The 14,779-nt window shown below is 73.8% G+C and carries 8 protein-coding genes; 3 read left to right on the forward strand and 5 right to left on the reverse strand.

Annotated features, from left to right (window positions below; all coding sequences use genetic code 11):
- Positions 1-627: 627 nt before the first annotated feature.
- On the reverse strand, positions 628-1,179 hold the full coding sequence (locus AB0D93_RS00005) for a MarR family transcriptional regulator (RefSeq protein WP_362110237.1): 552 nt from the start codon (positions 1,177-1,179) through the stop codon (positions 628-630).
- Between the two features lie 110 nt (positions 1,180-1,289).
- Between AB0D93_RS00005 and AB0D93_RS00010 the strand changes: the two genes are divergently transcribed.
- Positions 1,290-2,579: an MFS transporter gene (locus AB0D93_RS00010; RefSeq protein ID WP_362110240.1), complete on the forward strand. Its 1,290-nt coding sequence runs from the start codon at positions 1,290-1,292 to the stop codon at positions 2,577-2,579.
- A 107-nt stretch (positions 2,580-2,686) separates the two neighbouring features.
- On the opposite strand, the gene AB0D93_RS00015 is transcribed toward AB0D93_RS00010, so the two are convergent.
- A complete protein-coding gene (locus AB0D93_RS00015) occupies positions 2,687-4,333 on the reverse strand; it encodes a SpoIIE family protein phosphatase (RefSeq protein WP_362110243.1) in 1,647 nt (548 codons plus the stop codon).
- Positions 4,334-4,464: 131 nt separating this feature from the next.
- Positions 4,465-5,844: an NAD(P)/FAD-dependent oxidoreductase gene (locus AB0D93_RS00020; protein ID WP_362110246.1), complete on the reverse strand. Its 1,380-nt coding sequence runs from the start codon at positions 5,842-5,844 to the stop codon at positions 4,465-4,467.
- 375 nt (positions 5,845-6,219) lie between these two features.
- Between AB0D93_RS00020 and AB0D93_RS00025 the strand changes: the two genes are divergently transcribed.
- Positions 6,220-6,972, forward strand: a complete 753-nt coding sequence (locus AB0D93_RS00025; RefSeq protein WP_362110249.1) for a helix-turn-helix domain-containing protein — start codon at positions 6,220-6,222, stop codon at positions 6,970-6,972.
- Positions 6,973-7,278: 306 nt separating this feature from the next.
- Entirely contained in the window at positions 7,279-9,177 is a 1,899-nt protein-coding gene (locus AB0D93_RS00030; protein ID WP_362110252.1) for a sigma-70 family RNA polymerase sigma factor, read from the forward strand.
- A 35-nt stretch (positions 9,178-9,212) separates the two neighbouring features.
- On the opposite strand, the gene AB0D93_RS00035 is transcribed toward AB0D93_RS00030, so the two are convergent.
- Both AB0D93_RS00035 and AB0D93_RS00040 read right to left on the reverse strand, forming a co-directional pair.
- Positions 9,213-12,530 carry a BTAD domain-containing putative transcriptional regulator gene (locus AB0D93_RS00035; protein WP_362110255.1) on the reverse strand — a complete coding sequence of 1,106 codons (3,318 nt, stop codon included), beginning with the start codon at positions 12,528-12,530 and terminating at the stop codon, positions 9,213-9,215.
- Positions 12,531-12,680: 150 nt separating this feature from the next.
- On the reverse strand, positions 12,681-14,756 hold the full coding sequence (locus AB0D93_RS00040) for an asparagine synthase-related protein (RefSeq protein ID WP_362110258.1): 2,076 nt from the start codon (positions 14,754-14,756) through the stop codon (positions 12,681-12,683).
- Between the last annotated feature and the right edge of the window lie 23 nt (positions 14,757-14,779).

The raw sequence follows: 14,779 nt of genomic DNA on the forward strand, positions 1-14,779 counted from the left end.
ATCGGGATGACACCACGAGAGCGGTGCGAGAGGAGGAATGATCCCCTCGCACACAGCGTCCTCGCTGTGTTATTTCAAAGGAACCTCGCCCCAGCAGATGCTGGAGACGGGGTATCAACATATCTGGCGTTGACTTTTGGCACGCTGTTGAGTTCTCAAGGAACGGTCGCTTCCTTTGTACTCACCCTCTCGGGCTTTCCTCCGGGCTTCCCTTCGGTGTTTCCGACTCTATCAGATCTTTTCTCGATCCGATTTCCTCGGTGCTTTCCAGGTGCCCGCGATTCTCTCGCGTTTCCCTTTCCGGCGGTTCCGACTCTATCAGATCCTTTCGGCTCTGACTCCCAGTCAGCGGGGTTTGTCTTCCCGGCCGTTGGGCCGTTCCGACGTCTCAAACCTTAGCGGATCCGCTCGGCGATTCCCAATCGGGCCACCGGACTTCCATTCGAATTGAATTCGGGCATGCCGAAAATCGACCCGGACGGGAGATCGTGCTGCTGGTGTGAGGGCGTCGCTCGAAGCGACTGAGGTGCTACCGGAGAACCGTTACGGCTCCGCGGCAACCCGAAGAACTTTACGGATCCGCCAGGGCGGCGTCAACCCTGTCTGTCAAGATTTTTTAGGACGGTCTCAGTCCAGGTCACTGAGGCGGCCGCCGGCGTCCGGCTGGGCGTCCTCCACCCTGCGCAGGAGCCTGGTCAGCACCTCGCCGAGGACCGCGCGCTCCGCCGGAGTGAGGTCCTGGAGCAGGTCCTCCTCGAACACGGTCGCCAGGCGCATCGCCTCCAGCCACTTCTCACGGCCCTCGGGGGTCAGCTCGACAATCACCCGAACGCGGTTGGACTCGTCACGCTCCCGGGTGACCAGTCCCTCGGCGAGCATGCGGTCGATCCGATGGGTCATCGCGGCCGGGGTGAGGCCGAGGCGCTTGGCGAGGTCGCTGGGGCCCAGGCGGTAGGGAGCTCCGGAGAGGACCAGCGCCTTGAGCACCTCCCACTCGGCGTTGCTGATGCCGAGGGCGGAGGTCTGGCGGCCGTAGGCGACGTTCATACGGCGGTTGAGCCGGGACAGCGCCGAGACGATCTTCTCGACCTGGGGGTCGAGGTCCTGGAACTCGCGCTGGTAGGCGGCGATCTGCTCTTCGAGCGTCGGCTCTGTGACGTCGGGGGCGGTGTCGGCCATGGCCGCAGTATCGCACGCGGTCGCTTTGCGTTGAAGTCCTTCCCTGTGTAGTCTTTAGCTTCGAACTTTAGCTTTGAAGTCTTCAGGTCTAACTAGTGAGAGAGGTGAACGTGACCAGGGCGATGGGCGCAGCGATGCGCCGGATCCACGTGGGCAACGCACTCAGCGCGTTCGGGCTCGGCTTCACCGTCCCGTACCTGTACGTCTACGTGGCGCAGGTGCGGGGCCTGGGAGCCATGACGGCGGGACTCGTGCTCGCCGTCTTCGCCGTGGCCGCGCTGATCGTGCTGCCGTTCGCGGGCAGGGCGATCGTGCGGCGCGGCCCGCTGCCGGTCCTGCTCGCCGCCCTGGTCACCGCCGCGCTCGGCGCGCTGAGCCTGGGGCTCGCGGGGAACGCCACCGCCGTACTGCTGTCGGCCGCGGCGCTCGGTGCCGGGCAGGCCGTGATGCAGCCGGCGCTGGCGACGATGATCGTGGACTGCTCCACGGCCGACACGCGGTCGCGGGCGTTCGCGATGCAGTTCTTCCTGCAGAACCTGGGGCTCGGTATAGGCGGCCTCATCGGCGGTCATCTCGTCGACACCACGCGCGTGTCCTCGTTCACGCTGCTGTTCGCGATCGAAGCGGCGATGTTCCTGCTGCTCGTCGTGGTGATGGCGACCGTGCGGATGCCGCACTCGCCGCGCATCGACGACGCGCCAGCGCGGTCGGGCAGGGGCGGCTGGAAGCAGCTGCTCGGGAACCGGGCGATGGTGCAGCTGTGTGTGCTGGGCTTCGTGCTGTTCTTCGCCTGCTACGGCCAGTTCGAGTCCGGGCTGAGCGCGTACGGCGTCGAGGCCGCCGGGATATCCACCTCCGCGCTGGGGACCGCCCTGGCCGCGAACACGCTGATGATCGTGGTGGCCCAGTTCGCCGTGCTGAGGTTCGTCGAGCGTCGTCGGCGGTCCCGGGTCATCGCCGGTGTCGGTCTGATCTGGGCCGTGGCCTGGCTGGCCGCGGGGTACGCGGGGCTGGGGCACGGGAGCCAGGAGATGGCGACGGCCGCGTTCGTGTCGACGTACGCGCTGTTCGGGCTGGGTGAGGCGATGCTGTCGCCGACGGTCGCTCCGCTGGTGGCCGACTTGGCCCCCGAGGGGATGGCCGGGCAGTACAACTCCGCGTTTGCGCTGGTCAAGCAGTTGGCGTTGGCCGTCGGACCGGCGGTCGGTGGTCCGCTCGGGGCCTCACTGCATGCGCCGTACGTCGTGACCTTCCTGCTGTTCTCGCTGGGGATCACGATGCTGGCGCTGCGGCTGGGGCGGAGGCTCACCCCTGTCCAGGACCGGCCGTGGCTGGCCCGCGGGAGCCGGGTGGTCACCCGGGGCGGCACGCCCGCGGAGCCGGTGGCCGCGGAGGCGTAAGGCTCCCGGTGCTCGGCGAGTGGGGGGGCGCTGCTCCGCCTGCGCCCACCCGTCCCCCCAGGCGGCACGACTGCCCGCCGGCCGCGGCGGCAAGGTCCGTACGGCGCCTAGCTCTTCGGCAGTACGAACTCGCACCACACCGCTTTGCCACCGCCCGGCGTGCGGCGGCAGCCCCAGTGGGAAGCGATCGTCGCCACGATGGCGATGCCGCGGCCCGACTCGTCCCCCGGTTCCGCCCGCCGGCGCCGGGGAAGGTGATCGTCCCCGTCCGTCACCTCGATGATCAGGCGGCGGTCGGTGCGGCGGAGCCGGAGCCGCATGGGCGGGGTGCCGTGCTGGAGGGAGTTGGCCACCAGCTCGCTCGCCGCGAGGACACCGAGATCGTGCAGCTCGGCCGGGAAGCGCCAGCTGGTGAGGACGCCGGAGGCGAACGCACGCGCGCGGGGCGCCGCCTCGACGCCGCCGAGGAGCTCCAGGGCCGCATTGCGGAAGAGGTCGCCGTCGGGGCCCGTGCGGGCCGGGTGCTGGAGGACGAGGACGGCGACGTCGTCGTCGTGGTCGGCGGTGACGCCCGCGGAGCGGACCAGGCGGTCGCAGACCACCTGGGGAGTGCCCGTGGCGCCCGCCAGAGCCGCTTCCAGGGACGCGATCCCCTCGTCCAGGTCCTCGTTCCGGCGTTCGACCAGGCCGTCCGTGTAGAGGACCGCCGTGGCGCCGGGGCCGAGGGCGATGGAGCCGGAGGCGTGCATCCAGCCTCCGGTGCCGAGCGGCGGGCCGGTGGGTTCGTCGGCGCGGGAGACCGTGCCGTTCTCGTCGCGGACCAGGATCGGCAGGTGGCCGGCGGAGGCGTACACGAGCCGGCCCTCGTTGGGGTCGTGGACGGCGTAGACGCAGGTGGCGATCTGGTTCGCGTCGATCTCCGCGGCCAGGCCGTCCAGCAGCTGGAGTACCTCGTGCGGCGGGAGGTCCAGGCGGGCGTAGGCGCGGACTGCCGTGCGGAGCTGGCCCATCACGGCCGCCGCGCGGACGCCGCGGCCCATCACGTCGCCGATGACCAGCGCCGTGCGGCCGCCGCCGAGGGTGATCACGTCGTACCAGTCGCCGCCGACCGCGGCCTCGGTGCCGCCGGGGTGGTAGGTGGCGGCGATGCGCAGGTCGTCGGGCTCCTCCAGTTCCTGGGGGAGGAGGGAGCGCTGGAGGGTGACGGCCGTCTCGCGCTGGCGGCGTTCGCTGGCGCGCAGCCGTTCGGCGGCCTCGGCGTGGTCGGTGACGTCGGTGGCGAAGACGAGGACGCCGCCGTCGCGGTCGCCGTCCTCGGCGACGGGGGTGCAGGTGAAGGTGTAGGAGCGGCCGTCGACCGCCTTGCGGGACTTCAGGGTGCGGGGCTTGCCGCTGCGCAGCACCTGGTCGAGGAGCGGGAGCAGGCCCAGTCCGGCCAGCTCCGGGAGCGCGTCGCGGGCGGGCGTGCCCGTCGCTCGTACGCCGAAGGCCGCCACGTATGCGTCGTTGAGGTACGCGATGCGGTGGTCCGGGCCGTGGACCAGGGCGACCAGGGCCGGGACGCGGTCCAGGACGTCGCGCGCGGGCAGTTCGTCGACGGCGGGCACGGCCGGTGTGTCGCCGGACGGCGGTTCGGCGCGGGCCGCGGGCACGGAGCCATCCCCCCGCCGGTCCGGGGCGACCGGGGTTTCGGTCCGCGCGGCGGCGCGGCGCTGTGTTCCGGGGAGGCGGGCGCTCCAGCGCGTGAAGTTCACTTGGGAAGAAGCCTCGTGGGTGCTGTGGGCGGGCGGGCGGCCCGTCCGAGGACGTGGGGCAGTCTGGCAGGGGGCGGGCCGCGGCGACATCCGTCAGACGCCTGGGCGTGCCGGGGAGTTCCAGGGTCCGGTCAGGACGACCCCTTCGGGTCGTCCGAGGGGCTGTGAGGAGCCTTTCCACCGGCAGCGAGTTCGAACTCCGCTCGGGGGTGTTCGAGCGAACCCAGCGAGACGATCTCCCGCTTGAAGAGTCCGGCGATGGTCCATTCCGCCAGGACCCGGGCCTTCCGGTTCACGGTGGGCACCCTGCTGAGGTGGTAGACGCGGTGCATGAACCAGGCAGGGTAGCCCTTCAGCTTGCGCCCGTAGACCTGGGCGACGCCCTTGTGCAGGCCGAGGGAGGCGACCGAACCGACGTACTTGTGGGCGTAGGTCTCCAGCGGCTCGCCGCGCAGCGCGTGGGCGATGTTGTCGCCGAGGGTGCGGGCCTGGCGTACGGCGTGCTGGGCGTTGGGCGCGGTCTCGGTGCCGGGTCCGGCGGCGGTGACGTCGGGGACGGCGGCCGCGTCTCCGGCCCCCCAGGCGTGTTCCGCGCCGTCGACGGTGAGCTGGGCGGTGCATTTCAGCCGGCCGCGTGCGGTGAGCGGCAGGTCGGTGGCGGCGAGCAGCGGGTGCGGTTTGACGCCCGCGGTCCACACGACCGTACGGGTCGGGAAGCGCTGGCCGTCGCTGAGGACGGCGACGCGGTCGGCGCAGGAGTCCAGGCGGGTTTCGAGCAGGACCTGGATGTTGCGGCGGCGCAGCTGGGTGACGGTGTAGCGGCCCATCTCGGCGCCGACCTCGGGGAGGATGCGGTCGGAGGCCTCCACGAGGATCCACTTCATGTCCTCGGGGCGGACGTTGTGGTAGTAGCGGGCGGCGTAGCGGGCCATGTCCTCCAGTTCGGCGAGCGCCTCCACGCCCGCGTAGCCGCCGCCGACGAAGACGAAGGTGAGGGCGGCGTCGCGGACGGCGGGGTCGCGGGTGGAGGAGGCGATGTCCATCTGCTCGATGACGTGGTTGCGCAGGCCGATGGCCTCTTCGACGGTCTTGAAGCCGATGCCGTACTCGGCGAGACCGGGGACGGGCAGCGTGCGGGAGACGGAGCCGGGGGCGAGCACGAGTTCGTCGTAGCCGAGGAGTTCGGCCGGTTTTCCCTCCTCGGCGGTGGCGAGGGTGGCGACGGCCGCGGTGCGCACCGCGTGGTCGACGGACGTGACCTCGCCGATGACCACGTGGCACTGGTCCAGGACACGGCGCAGCGGTACGACGACGTGGCGAGGGGAAATCGAACCAGCGGCTGCTTCGGGAAGGAACGGCTGGTACGTCATGTAGGGGTCGGGAGTGACGACGGTGATGTCGACCTCGCCCCGCCTGAGCTCGGTCTTCAGCTTCCGCTGCAGACGCAGGGCCGTGTACATCCCGACGTAGCCGCCGCCGACAACCAGAATGCGCGCACGTTCCTTCACCATCCCATGACGCACCCGGCGCAGTTGTTTGTCCACAGCCCCGGCAATTTGTGTGACTGGCGGCCGGGTGTGCGCGGGGTCGGGCGCGGTGCCGGGGCGGGACGAAAGGGGGCAGGTCAGCGGGGGCGGGAGATGGGGGGCGAAGGTGAGGAAACGGGATGTACGAGACCCGTACTCCGATCGGGGGGCGCACTGTGCGGAACCTGCCCCTTCTGAATTGACCCCCTCTCAACTATGTTCGTGTGTCGACGGGGTGTAGGGGATGTGGTCGAACGGGTGTCGCGACGGGCGGACCCGGTCGAGACGGCTTCAGTTCCACGCACTTCGTATTCAGTTGCGGGGAGTCTCCGGGGGGAGACGTCATTACCGGGGGAACACATGCATGTTCAGGACACGCATTGGTCATCTGCAGCCGCCGTCGCACCCGGTGGCGGGGCGGTGAACGCGGCGGTGGGCAACGGACGCGCGGACGGGCCGCGTACGACGCCGCTGCGGGTGGACGCACAGCGCAATCTGGAGCACGTGCTGCGCGCGGCGCGTGAGGTCTTCGGCGAGCTGGGCTACGGCGCGCCGATGGAGGACGTGGCGCGGCGCGCACGGGTCGGTGTCGGCACGGTGTACCGGCGCTTTCCCAGCAAGGACGTGCTGGTCCGGCGGATAGCCGAGGAGGAGACCGCGCGGCTGACGGAGCAGGCGCGGGCCGCGCTCGGGCAGGAGGACGAGCCGTGGTCGGCGCTGTCCCGCTTCCTGCGGACGTCCGTGGCGTCCGGGGCGGGGCGGTTGCTGCCTCCGCAGGTGCTGGCCGGCTCGACCGGTTCGGCCGGGTCCGTGGAGGAGCCTCGGGTGCCGCAGCAGCGGCCGCAGCCGGGCAGTGGTGAGCTGCGGCTGGTGCCGGGGGAACCGGTTGGGGCTGCCGATGACAGCGGGGCCGGGGTGTTGCTCGATGTGGTCGGGCAGCTCGTGGAGCGGGCCCGGGCGGCCGGTGAGCTGCGGGCGGACGTGTCCGTGGGGGATGTGCTGCTGGTGATCGCCACGGCGGCGCCGTCCCTGCCGGATGCCGCGCAGCAGGCGGCGGCTTCGGCGCGGTTGCTGGACATCCTGTTGGAGGGGCTTCGGTCCCGGCCGGCCTAGGGGTCGCGGGACGGTTCCGGGTGGGTGGCACGCGTGGTCATCGGACTGCGGGTCATCAGTGGTCGGGCGCGCGGTTCCCCGAACCCCGGGGGCGCCGCCGTGCCGCCTGCCCCGGCGGCGCCCCGGTCGAGAGCGAGGCCGGGGTTCCTCTGTGCGACCGCTCGTTCGGATGGTGGTCGTAAGGCTGTGCTGGCAACGGCCCTCGGATGAGTGGATGCCGTGAACACGGGGCCCTTGGGCAAAAGGCGGTGTGGCACCCTGAGCCGGTGACGGGTTGGGCTGGGCCGGTGCCGGGGGCTTTCCGCGATGGGCGTTGACGGGTGGGACGAGTCACGCGATGACGACGCGGGCATGGAGGGCGCCGGGCCGATCCCGCCACAGGTGCCGCCTCAGGGCGGGCCCCCCGTGTCCCCCGGGAGCGTGCCGGCCCAGCGTGACGGCAGTGTGCTGCCGCCGCCCCGGCAGAAGCCGCCCGGCGACGGCCGGCTGATCGAGCGGATGCGCGGCGGTGACGACTCCGCCTACGAGGAGCTCTACCGGCGGCACGCGGACGCCGTACGGCGCTATGCGCGCACCTGCTGCCGGGACGGGCACACCGCCGACGACCTCACCGCCGAGGTCTTCGCCCGGATGCTGCAGGCCGTGCGCGGCGGGGCGGGTCCCGAGCACGCCGTGCGGGCCTATCTGCTGACCTCGGTGCGGCGTGTCGCCGCGCACTGGACCAGGTCCGCCCGCCGCGAGCAGCTCGTCGACGACTTCGCCGTCTTCGCCCAGCAGGCCTCCCGGGCCCCGGAGGTGTCCGGTGACACCGCGTCCATGGGCTCCTTCGGGGCGGGGACGGACCTGGGCGCCGATGTGCGCGCGATGCACGAGGCCGAGCAGTCCATGGCGATGCGGGCCTTCCGCTCGTTGCCCGAGCGCTGGCAGGCCGTGCTGTGGCACACCGAGGTGGAGGACGAGTCCCCGAGCGACGTGGCCGTGCTGTTCGGGCTGGACGCCAACGGCACCCGCGTCCTCGCCAGCCGCGCCCGCGAGGGACTGAAGCAGGCCTATCTCCAGGCCCACGTCAGCGCCTCCCTGGCCGGTGCCGAGGAGTGCGCCCGCTATGCCGACCAGCTCGGCACCTACGCCCGCCGCAAGCTGCGCGTCCGCGCCGAACGGGGCCTGCGCAAGCACCTGGAGGAGTGCGCCAGGTGCCGGCTGGCGGCCGCGCAGATCGAAGAGGTCGCCGACGGTATCCCCGGTGTCGTCCCGGTCGCGGTCATCGGCTGGTTCGGAGCCGCCGGGTACGCCAAGGCGCTCGGCATCGTCGCCGGCAGCGCCGGGGTCGGGGCGGCGGGTGCCGCCGCCGCGGCCTCCGGGTCGTCCGGCGGGGCCGGCGGCGCGGGCGGTGCAGCGGCCGCGGAGGGGCTCGGGGCGCCGGTGAAGGCGGGGATCGCGGCGGGGGTGGTCGCGGTGGCCGCCGCCGCGGTGGCGCTGGCCCTGGTGAACGACGGTCGTCCGCCGGCGACGGAGGCGGCCAAGCCGTCGCCGTCCGCGCCGGTCGTGCGCCCCCAGGCGCCGCAGCCGGCCCCGTCGACGAAGAAGCCCTCACCGCGGCCGGTGGTGCTCGCGCCCGCACCGGCCCCCACCCCGACTCCGACGCCCACACCGAAACCCACACCCAAGCCGGCCCCCAGGCACAGCCCGACGCCCACCCCGGCACCGCCCTCCACCCCGGAGCCGGAACCGACCCCGACACCCACCGTTCCGCCCGCGCCGCCCGCGCCGACCGTCTACGAGCTGAGCGACCTCGACTACGACGTGAGCGGCGACGGCACCCGGCCCGAGATCCAGCTCGGCGAGAGCAGCTGGGTGTGGCAGCGCTACGGCATGTCGGTCGGCGGCAAGCAGTACGCGCGCGGGGCGAGCGTGCACGGTGAGTCGTCCGTGACCATCGCCCTCAACCGGCAGTGCACCTCCTTCGACGCACTGGCCGGCGTGGACGACATGACGCTCGGCCTCGGGAAGGTGTCCTTCTCCGTCTACGCCGACGGGGCCCGGCTCTGGCAGTCCGGGACGGTCAAGGGGCACGACCAGGCCGTCCCCGTCCACGTCGATCTGACGGGGCGCAGGACCGTACGGCTCGTGGTGCGGCCGCACAGCGACGTCTTCGACGAGGCGGCGGTCGCGGACTGGGCGGAGTCCCGGTTCACCTGCCGGTAGGCCGGCGTACCGGTGTACCGGCAGCCGGGTGGCCGTCAGCGGCCGCGTTCGGCCGCCGCTTCCGGGGAGCCCAGCTCCCGCAGCACGTCGTCCACGCCGAGGGACGCACCCCGGGCACGCTCGGCCGCGTACCGCTCGGGCGACAGGGCGGTACGGGCGCCGGCCTGCACCCGGGCGGCCTCGCCGCGCTCCGGCTCGGGACGCAGATTGCCGTCGCGCCAGTGGTCCGCGGCGGCGAACAGCCGTACCGCACCGGCCAGATCGCCACGCCGGGCCCGGAGACCGGCCGCGATGTCCACCAGCCCCGCCGTGATCGACTCCGCGCACCGCTGGGCCACGGCCTCGCGCAGCGCCTCGGCGACGATGGGCAGCCCGTGCTCGGGGCCGGACTCGTCGGCGGCGAGGAGGGCCTCGACGGTGCGCAGGGCCGCCGCGAACTGCGGTGGCGGATTGCCGCCGCCCCGCGTCACCGCCCGCGTCGCCTCGTACAGTTCGCGGGCACGGGCGGTCTGTCCGTCGTGCAGGGCGATGTGGGCTCGCATCACCAGCACGAAGGCGCGTGACTCGGGCACCGCGTAGCGGTCGGCGGCCGCTCCGGCCTCCTCCAGGTCCGCCAGCGCGGTCTTCGTGTCGCCGGAGCGGTAGGCGATCTCGGCGAGCCGCGCCATCAGGAACGGCGACTCGGCGTAGGCGCCCACCTCGTAGGCGAGGCGCAGCGCCTCCTCGTACTCACCGCGTGCCTCTTCGTACCGGCCGCGTGCCATGGCCGCCTCTCCGGCCGCGCTGCACACCTGGGCCCGCATCCAGCGGTCCCCGACGCGCCGGCTGAGCGTCCGCAGCTCGGCGAGGTCCTCGTCCACCCCCCGCAGGTTGCCCGGGGAGTCGACGATCACATGGGTGCGGTACATCAGGGAGACACCGATCTCCCAGTCGCCGCCGTACGCACGGCAGTTGGCGACGGCAGCGGCCATGTCCGGGCCGAGGTCCGCCGGGCTGCCCAGGTAGTAGGCGGTCAGGGGCCAGACGATGCCCGGGAGCCGTGCGGCCTGGGGACCGCCCGGCTCGTAGGCGGCGCGGACGCGCGCGATGTACTCCGGGGCCCGCGGGTCGGCCGCCAGGTGCTCGGTGCTCGACTCGGAGGTCAGGAACAGGTCGAGCATCCGCAGGTCCATCCGCAGTTCCCGCAGCGGATGGCCGGCCTCGCCGTCGGGTGCGGCGAGGAAGGCGCCGATCGGATCGGCCGACTCGACGAGTGCCGTCAGTCCGCCACCGGCGGCCGGGGTGGCCGCCGTGTCCAGGGCGTCCAGGGCCACGCCCAGGCGCAGCACGAGCCGTACCCAGGACACCGCCTCCTGGCGGTGGTTGCGCAGCCACCAGAACCAGCCCATGGTCACGGCGACCGCGCCGGCCTCCGGTTCGTCGCCGGCCCGCACGGAACGGTCCAGCGCCGCCCGGATGTTGTCCAGTTCGGTCTCCAGGCGGGAGATCCAGGGGAGTTGGTCCCCGGACCGCAGGCGTGGCTCGGCCTCCTCGACCAGCGTCCGCACCCACGCGCGGTGCCGGCGCTCGGCCGTGGCACGCAGCCCGGGGACCTCGGCCGCGCGCTCGGTGGCGTACTCGTGGATGGTCTCCAGCATGCGGTAGCGCATGCCGCCGGAGCCGTCGGGGCCGCTGGGTGCGGCCACGACGAGGGACTTGTCCACGAGGGCGCCGATCAGGTCGGCCGCCGGGCCCGAGCACACCGCCTCGGCCGCCGCGAGGTCCCAGCCGCCGGCGAACACCGACGTCTCGCACAGCACCGTGCGCTCCCGCTCGTCCAGCAGGTCCCAGGACCAGTCGACGACCGCGCGCAGGGTCTGCTGGCGGGGCAGGACCGTGCGGCTTCCGGAGGTGAGCAGACGGAAACGGTCGTCGAGCCGGTCGGCGATCTGCCGTGGGGTCAGCAGCCTGAGCCGGGCGGCGGCCAGTTCGATGGCCAGCGGCAGCCCGTCCAGGCGGCGGCAGATCTCCGCCACGGCCCCGGTGTCGGCGAGCACCGCGTCGGCGTCGGGGCGGACGGCCTTCGCTCGCTCGGCGAACAGGCGGTGCGCCTGCTCCGGGACGAGGGGCTCGACCGGGCGCACCGACTCACCGGGCACGCCCAGGGGTTCACGGCTGGTCGCGAGGATCGTGAGCCCCGGGCAGTGGGTGAGGAGGGTCTCGGCGAGGGCGGCGGCCGCGCCGATGACGTGCTCGCAGTTGTCAAGGATCAGCAGCCTGCTGCGCGGGGCGCAGTACTCGATCAGCAGGGCGACGGGGTCGGCCTGCGGGGTCGCCAGGTCGTTGCCCAGCAGGACGGTCTCGCGCAGACCGAGCGCGCTGACCACCGCGCCCGGCACCGCCTCCGGATGGTCGAGCGGGGCCAGCTCGACCAGCCATGCCTGGGGGAGCCCTGCGGCGGCCTCCTCGGCGAGACGGGTCTTTCCCGAGCCGCCCGGTCCGGTGAGCGTGACCAGGCGGGCCCTGTGCACATCGGAACGAATGGCTTCGAGTTCCGGTTCCCGCCCGACGAAGGACGTCAGACGGGGGCGGAGGTTGCCGGTGCGCTCGGGTGGTTGAGCGGGGGCCGGCGGGGTCGTGGGCTTCGGTGACGTCGGCGGCGCCGGTGGCGGGGGTTCCTGCTCCTCGAGCAACGACGCGTGCAGGGCCCTGAGTTCCGGGCCCGGATCGGTGCCGAGGGTGTCGGCGAGGGTGCGGCGGACGGACTCGTACGAGGCGAGGGCGTCGGCCGGGCGGCCCGCGTCGCGCAGGGCGCGGATGAGCAGGGCGTGCAGGGGCTCGTCCAGCGGGTGGGCCGCGGTGAGTTCCGTCAGCTCCGGTACGACGTCCGGGGCGCGGCCGAGGTCGAGAGCGGCGGCGGCGCGGGCGCGGGTCGCCTCCCTGCGCAGCGCCTCCGGGCGGGCGGCCGCGGTGCGGTCCGGGAGGTCGGCGAGGGCGGGGCCGTGCCAGAGGGCGAGTGCCTCGGTGAGGGCGTGGTGGGCGGTGGCGGGGTCGGCCGCGGCGAGGGCCTTGGTGCCGGCGTGGACGAGGCGCTCGAAGACGTACAGGTCGACGTCGTCCTCGGTCGCCTCCAGGCGGTAGCCGCCGGGGGTGGAGGCGATGGTGTGGCGGCCGAGGGCCCGGCGCAGACGGCCGACCAGGGCCTGGAGGGCGGCGGGGGCGTCGTGGGGTGGGTCGCCCGCCCAGACCTCGTCGATCAGGGTCTCGGGCGTGGTGGGGCGGGAGGGGCGCAGGGCCAGGGCGGCGAGGAGCGTGCGCAGGCGCCGGCCGCCGATGGGTACGGGGGTGCCCTGGTCGTCTGCCGCCTCGGTCACGCCCAGGATTCTGTACCGCACCGGGTCATTGTCGCGGGGGGCCGGGGGTGGGGCGACGGAGTTTCACCGGGCCGTGCGGAATCGGTGCCCCGTGCCGCGGCTTTCCGGCGAACGGCAGCCCTCGGCAGGGCGGGGGCCGCCCCTCGTCCTTCACGCGCCCGAGGCCAGCGCTCCCCTTCTCGGCTGGATTCCCGACGGCACCGCACGCGCGCGTGCCGGTGTTCCCGTCCAGCACGTGCCCCGGCGGGAGAGGAGGCGGTGGAGCCAGAGTTCGAGGGAGACGAGGTCGGCGAGGCCGTCCAGGGGGAGCGGGTCGCCGGCGGCGGCCGCGCGCACGGCCTTGCGGATGACCCGGGCCTCCACCAGGCCGGCGTCGGCCAGCAGGGGGGAGGCGAAGAGGTCCAGCAAGGGGTCGGCCGAAACCCGCAGGCCCGCGCGTGCCGCTGCCGCGGAGGAGGCGTGGGAGGGGGCGCCCCAGCCGGGCGGGAGTTCGGTGACGCCGGCGCCCTCCAGGACCGTACGGAGGATGGCGGCGCGGGCGCCGGGCCGGACGCGCAGGGCCTCGGGGAGGGCGCGGCAGGCGCGGACGACCTGGTTGTCGAGGAACGGCGCGTGCAGGCGCTGGGAGCGGATTTCGGCGGCCTGTTCCAGGACGCGCAGGTCGGCGGCGTGGCGGGCGAGGGCGGCACGCGCGCGATAGTCGCCGGGGCGCTGGGCGCCGGTTCCGGAGCGGACCGCCTCCGCCTGCAGCAGAACCGATACTTCGGCCAGCGCCTCCCCGGTCAGCCAGCGGGCCGCCGGCCCGGGTCTGCCCCAGGTCAGCGCGGCGAGGGACGCGCCGACCGCTCCGCCGGGCTCGTCGAAGCGGCGCCGCATCAGCCGCTCGGCCAGCTCTTCCACGCCGGCCCGGTAGGGCGTGCGGGCGAGGCGGCGGGCGGCGCCGTACACGCGCGCGGGGACCATCACCGAGCCGTCGGCCTTGGCGAGCGCGGCGACCGGGCGGACCAGGTGGCGCCGTTTGCGGTCCATGAGGAGGTCCGCCAGGCGCGCGGGGTGGGCGTCCAGGACCTGGCGGGCGCCGTGGCCGGTGAAGTGGTCGGCGCTGCCGGCGGCGAGCCGGGCGCGGTGCCGGGCGGCGGTGATCAGCGCGGGGCCCGGCTCGTCGGTGAGGGGGCCGTCCAGGTCGGCGTAGGGCAGGGTCTCCTCGGCGCCGGTCACGACGACGTGGTGCAGGCGGGGGTTGGCGGCGAGGGCGCCGGCCCGCTCCAGTTCGGCCTCGCGGCCGCCGACGGCCAGGTCGTTGAAGGTGACGGCGAGGAGCCGCTCGCCCGCGCCCGTGCCGTGGCCGAGGAGCGTGCCGGGTCTTCCGGGCAGCCCGGCGGCCAGCAGCGCCAGTGTGCCGGAGGCAGGGCCGCCGGAGAGGTCGGCGCCGATGCCGGGCACGGGCATCCCGCGCCGGGCCCGCCGCTCGGCGGGGCCCATTCCCGGCACCGGGCCGGGGTCGAGGTCGGGCACGTGCCGGGGCGCCGACAGCCGGGTGCGGACCGCCTCCACGAGCGCGTCGCGTACGGCGTCCACGGCGTGGTCGGGGTCGGCCGGGGGTGCGGCCACGGCGAGGGAGGCGACCGGCTCGTACCCGGCGATCTCACGCGCTCCGGCACGCAGCACCAGCGCGTGCCCCGGCGGAACCCGCCGTACGCCGTCGTACGGGGTGGTGTCGCGCAGGGAGGCCGGGGCGTCCGGGGCGGCGAGCAGGGCGGCCAGGTGCCCGAAGTCGAGGTTGGCCTCGATGAGGTCGGCCAGCGGCAGCGCGGCGGTGGCGTAGGCGGTGCCGCCGGCCCAGGGGGTGTGGAAGACGGGGCGGGCGCCCGCGAGGTCGCCGCAGACGGTGATGCGGCGGCCGACCTGGACGACGGCCGTGTAGCTGCCCGGCCAGGCCGTCAGATGGCGCAGTGCGCCCCCGCGCGCGGTGAACAGTCCGCGCCGCAGCTCCTCGTCGGAGGCGCCGCAGATGCCGAGGACGGCGATGCGGTTGCCGGCGTCGGCTTTAACCACGCGCACCTCGTCCGGGCGCCAGTCGCCGACGGCCCACAGCGGATCCGGGTCGCCCCACAGGAGTTGGGAACCGACCGGGTGCAGGGTCTCGCCGTCGTAGCCGGTGGCGCCCGCGGAACCGGTTCCGGCGACGCCCGCGGCGGTGCTGCTCCAACCCACCAACCACCGCATCGACGCCTCCACACGCTGTGGAC

This window comes from Streptomyces sp. NPDC048191 (assembly GCF_040652655.1).
Lineage (GTDB): Bacteria > Actinomycetota > Actinomycetes > Streptomycetales > Streptomycetaceae > Streptomyces.

What these genes read in the sequence shown, in the direction of transcription:
- AB0D93_RS00005 (WP_362110237.1), bottom strand. Translation starts at nt 1,179, where the DNA reads ATGGCCGACACCGCCCCCGACGTCACAGAGCCGACGCTCGAAGAGCAG.
- AB0D93_RS00020 (WP_362110246.1), bottom strand. Translation starts at nt 5,844, where the DNA reads ATGGTGAAGGAACGTGCGCGCATTCTGGTTGTCGGCGGCGGCTACGTC.
- AB0D93_RS00025 (WP_362110249.1), top strand. Translation starts at nt 6,220, where the DNA reads ATGCATGTTCAGGACACGCATTGGTCATCTGCAGCCGCCGTCGCACCC.
- AB0D93_RS00030 (WP_362110252.1), top strand. Translation starts at nt 7,279, where the DNA reads ATGGGCGTTGACGGGTGGGACGAGTCACGCGATGACGACGCGGGCATG.
- AB0D93_RS00040 (WP_362110258.1), bottom strand. Translation starts at nt 14,756, where the DNA reads ATGCGGTGGTTGGTGGGTTGGAGCAGCACCGCCGCGGGCGTCGCCGGA.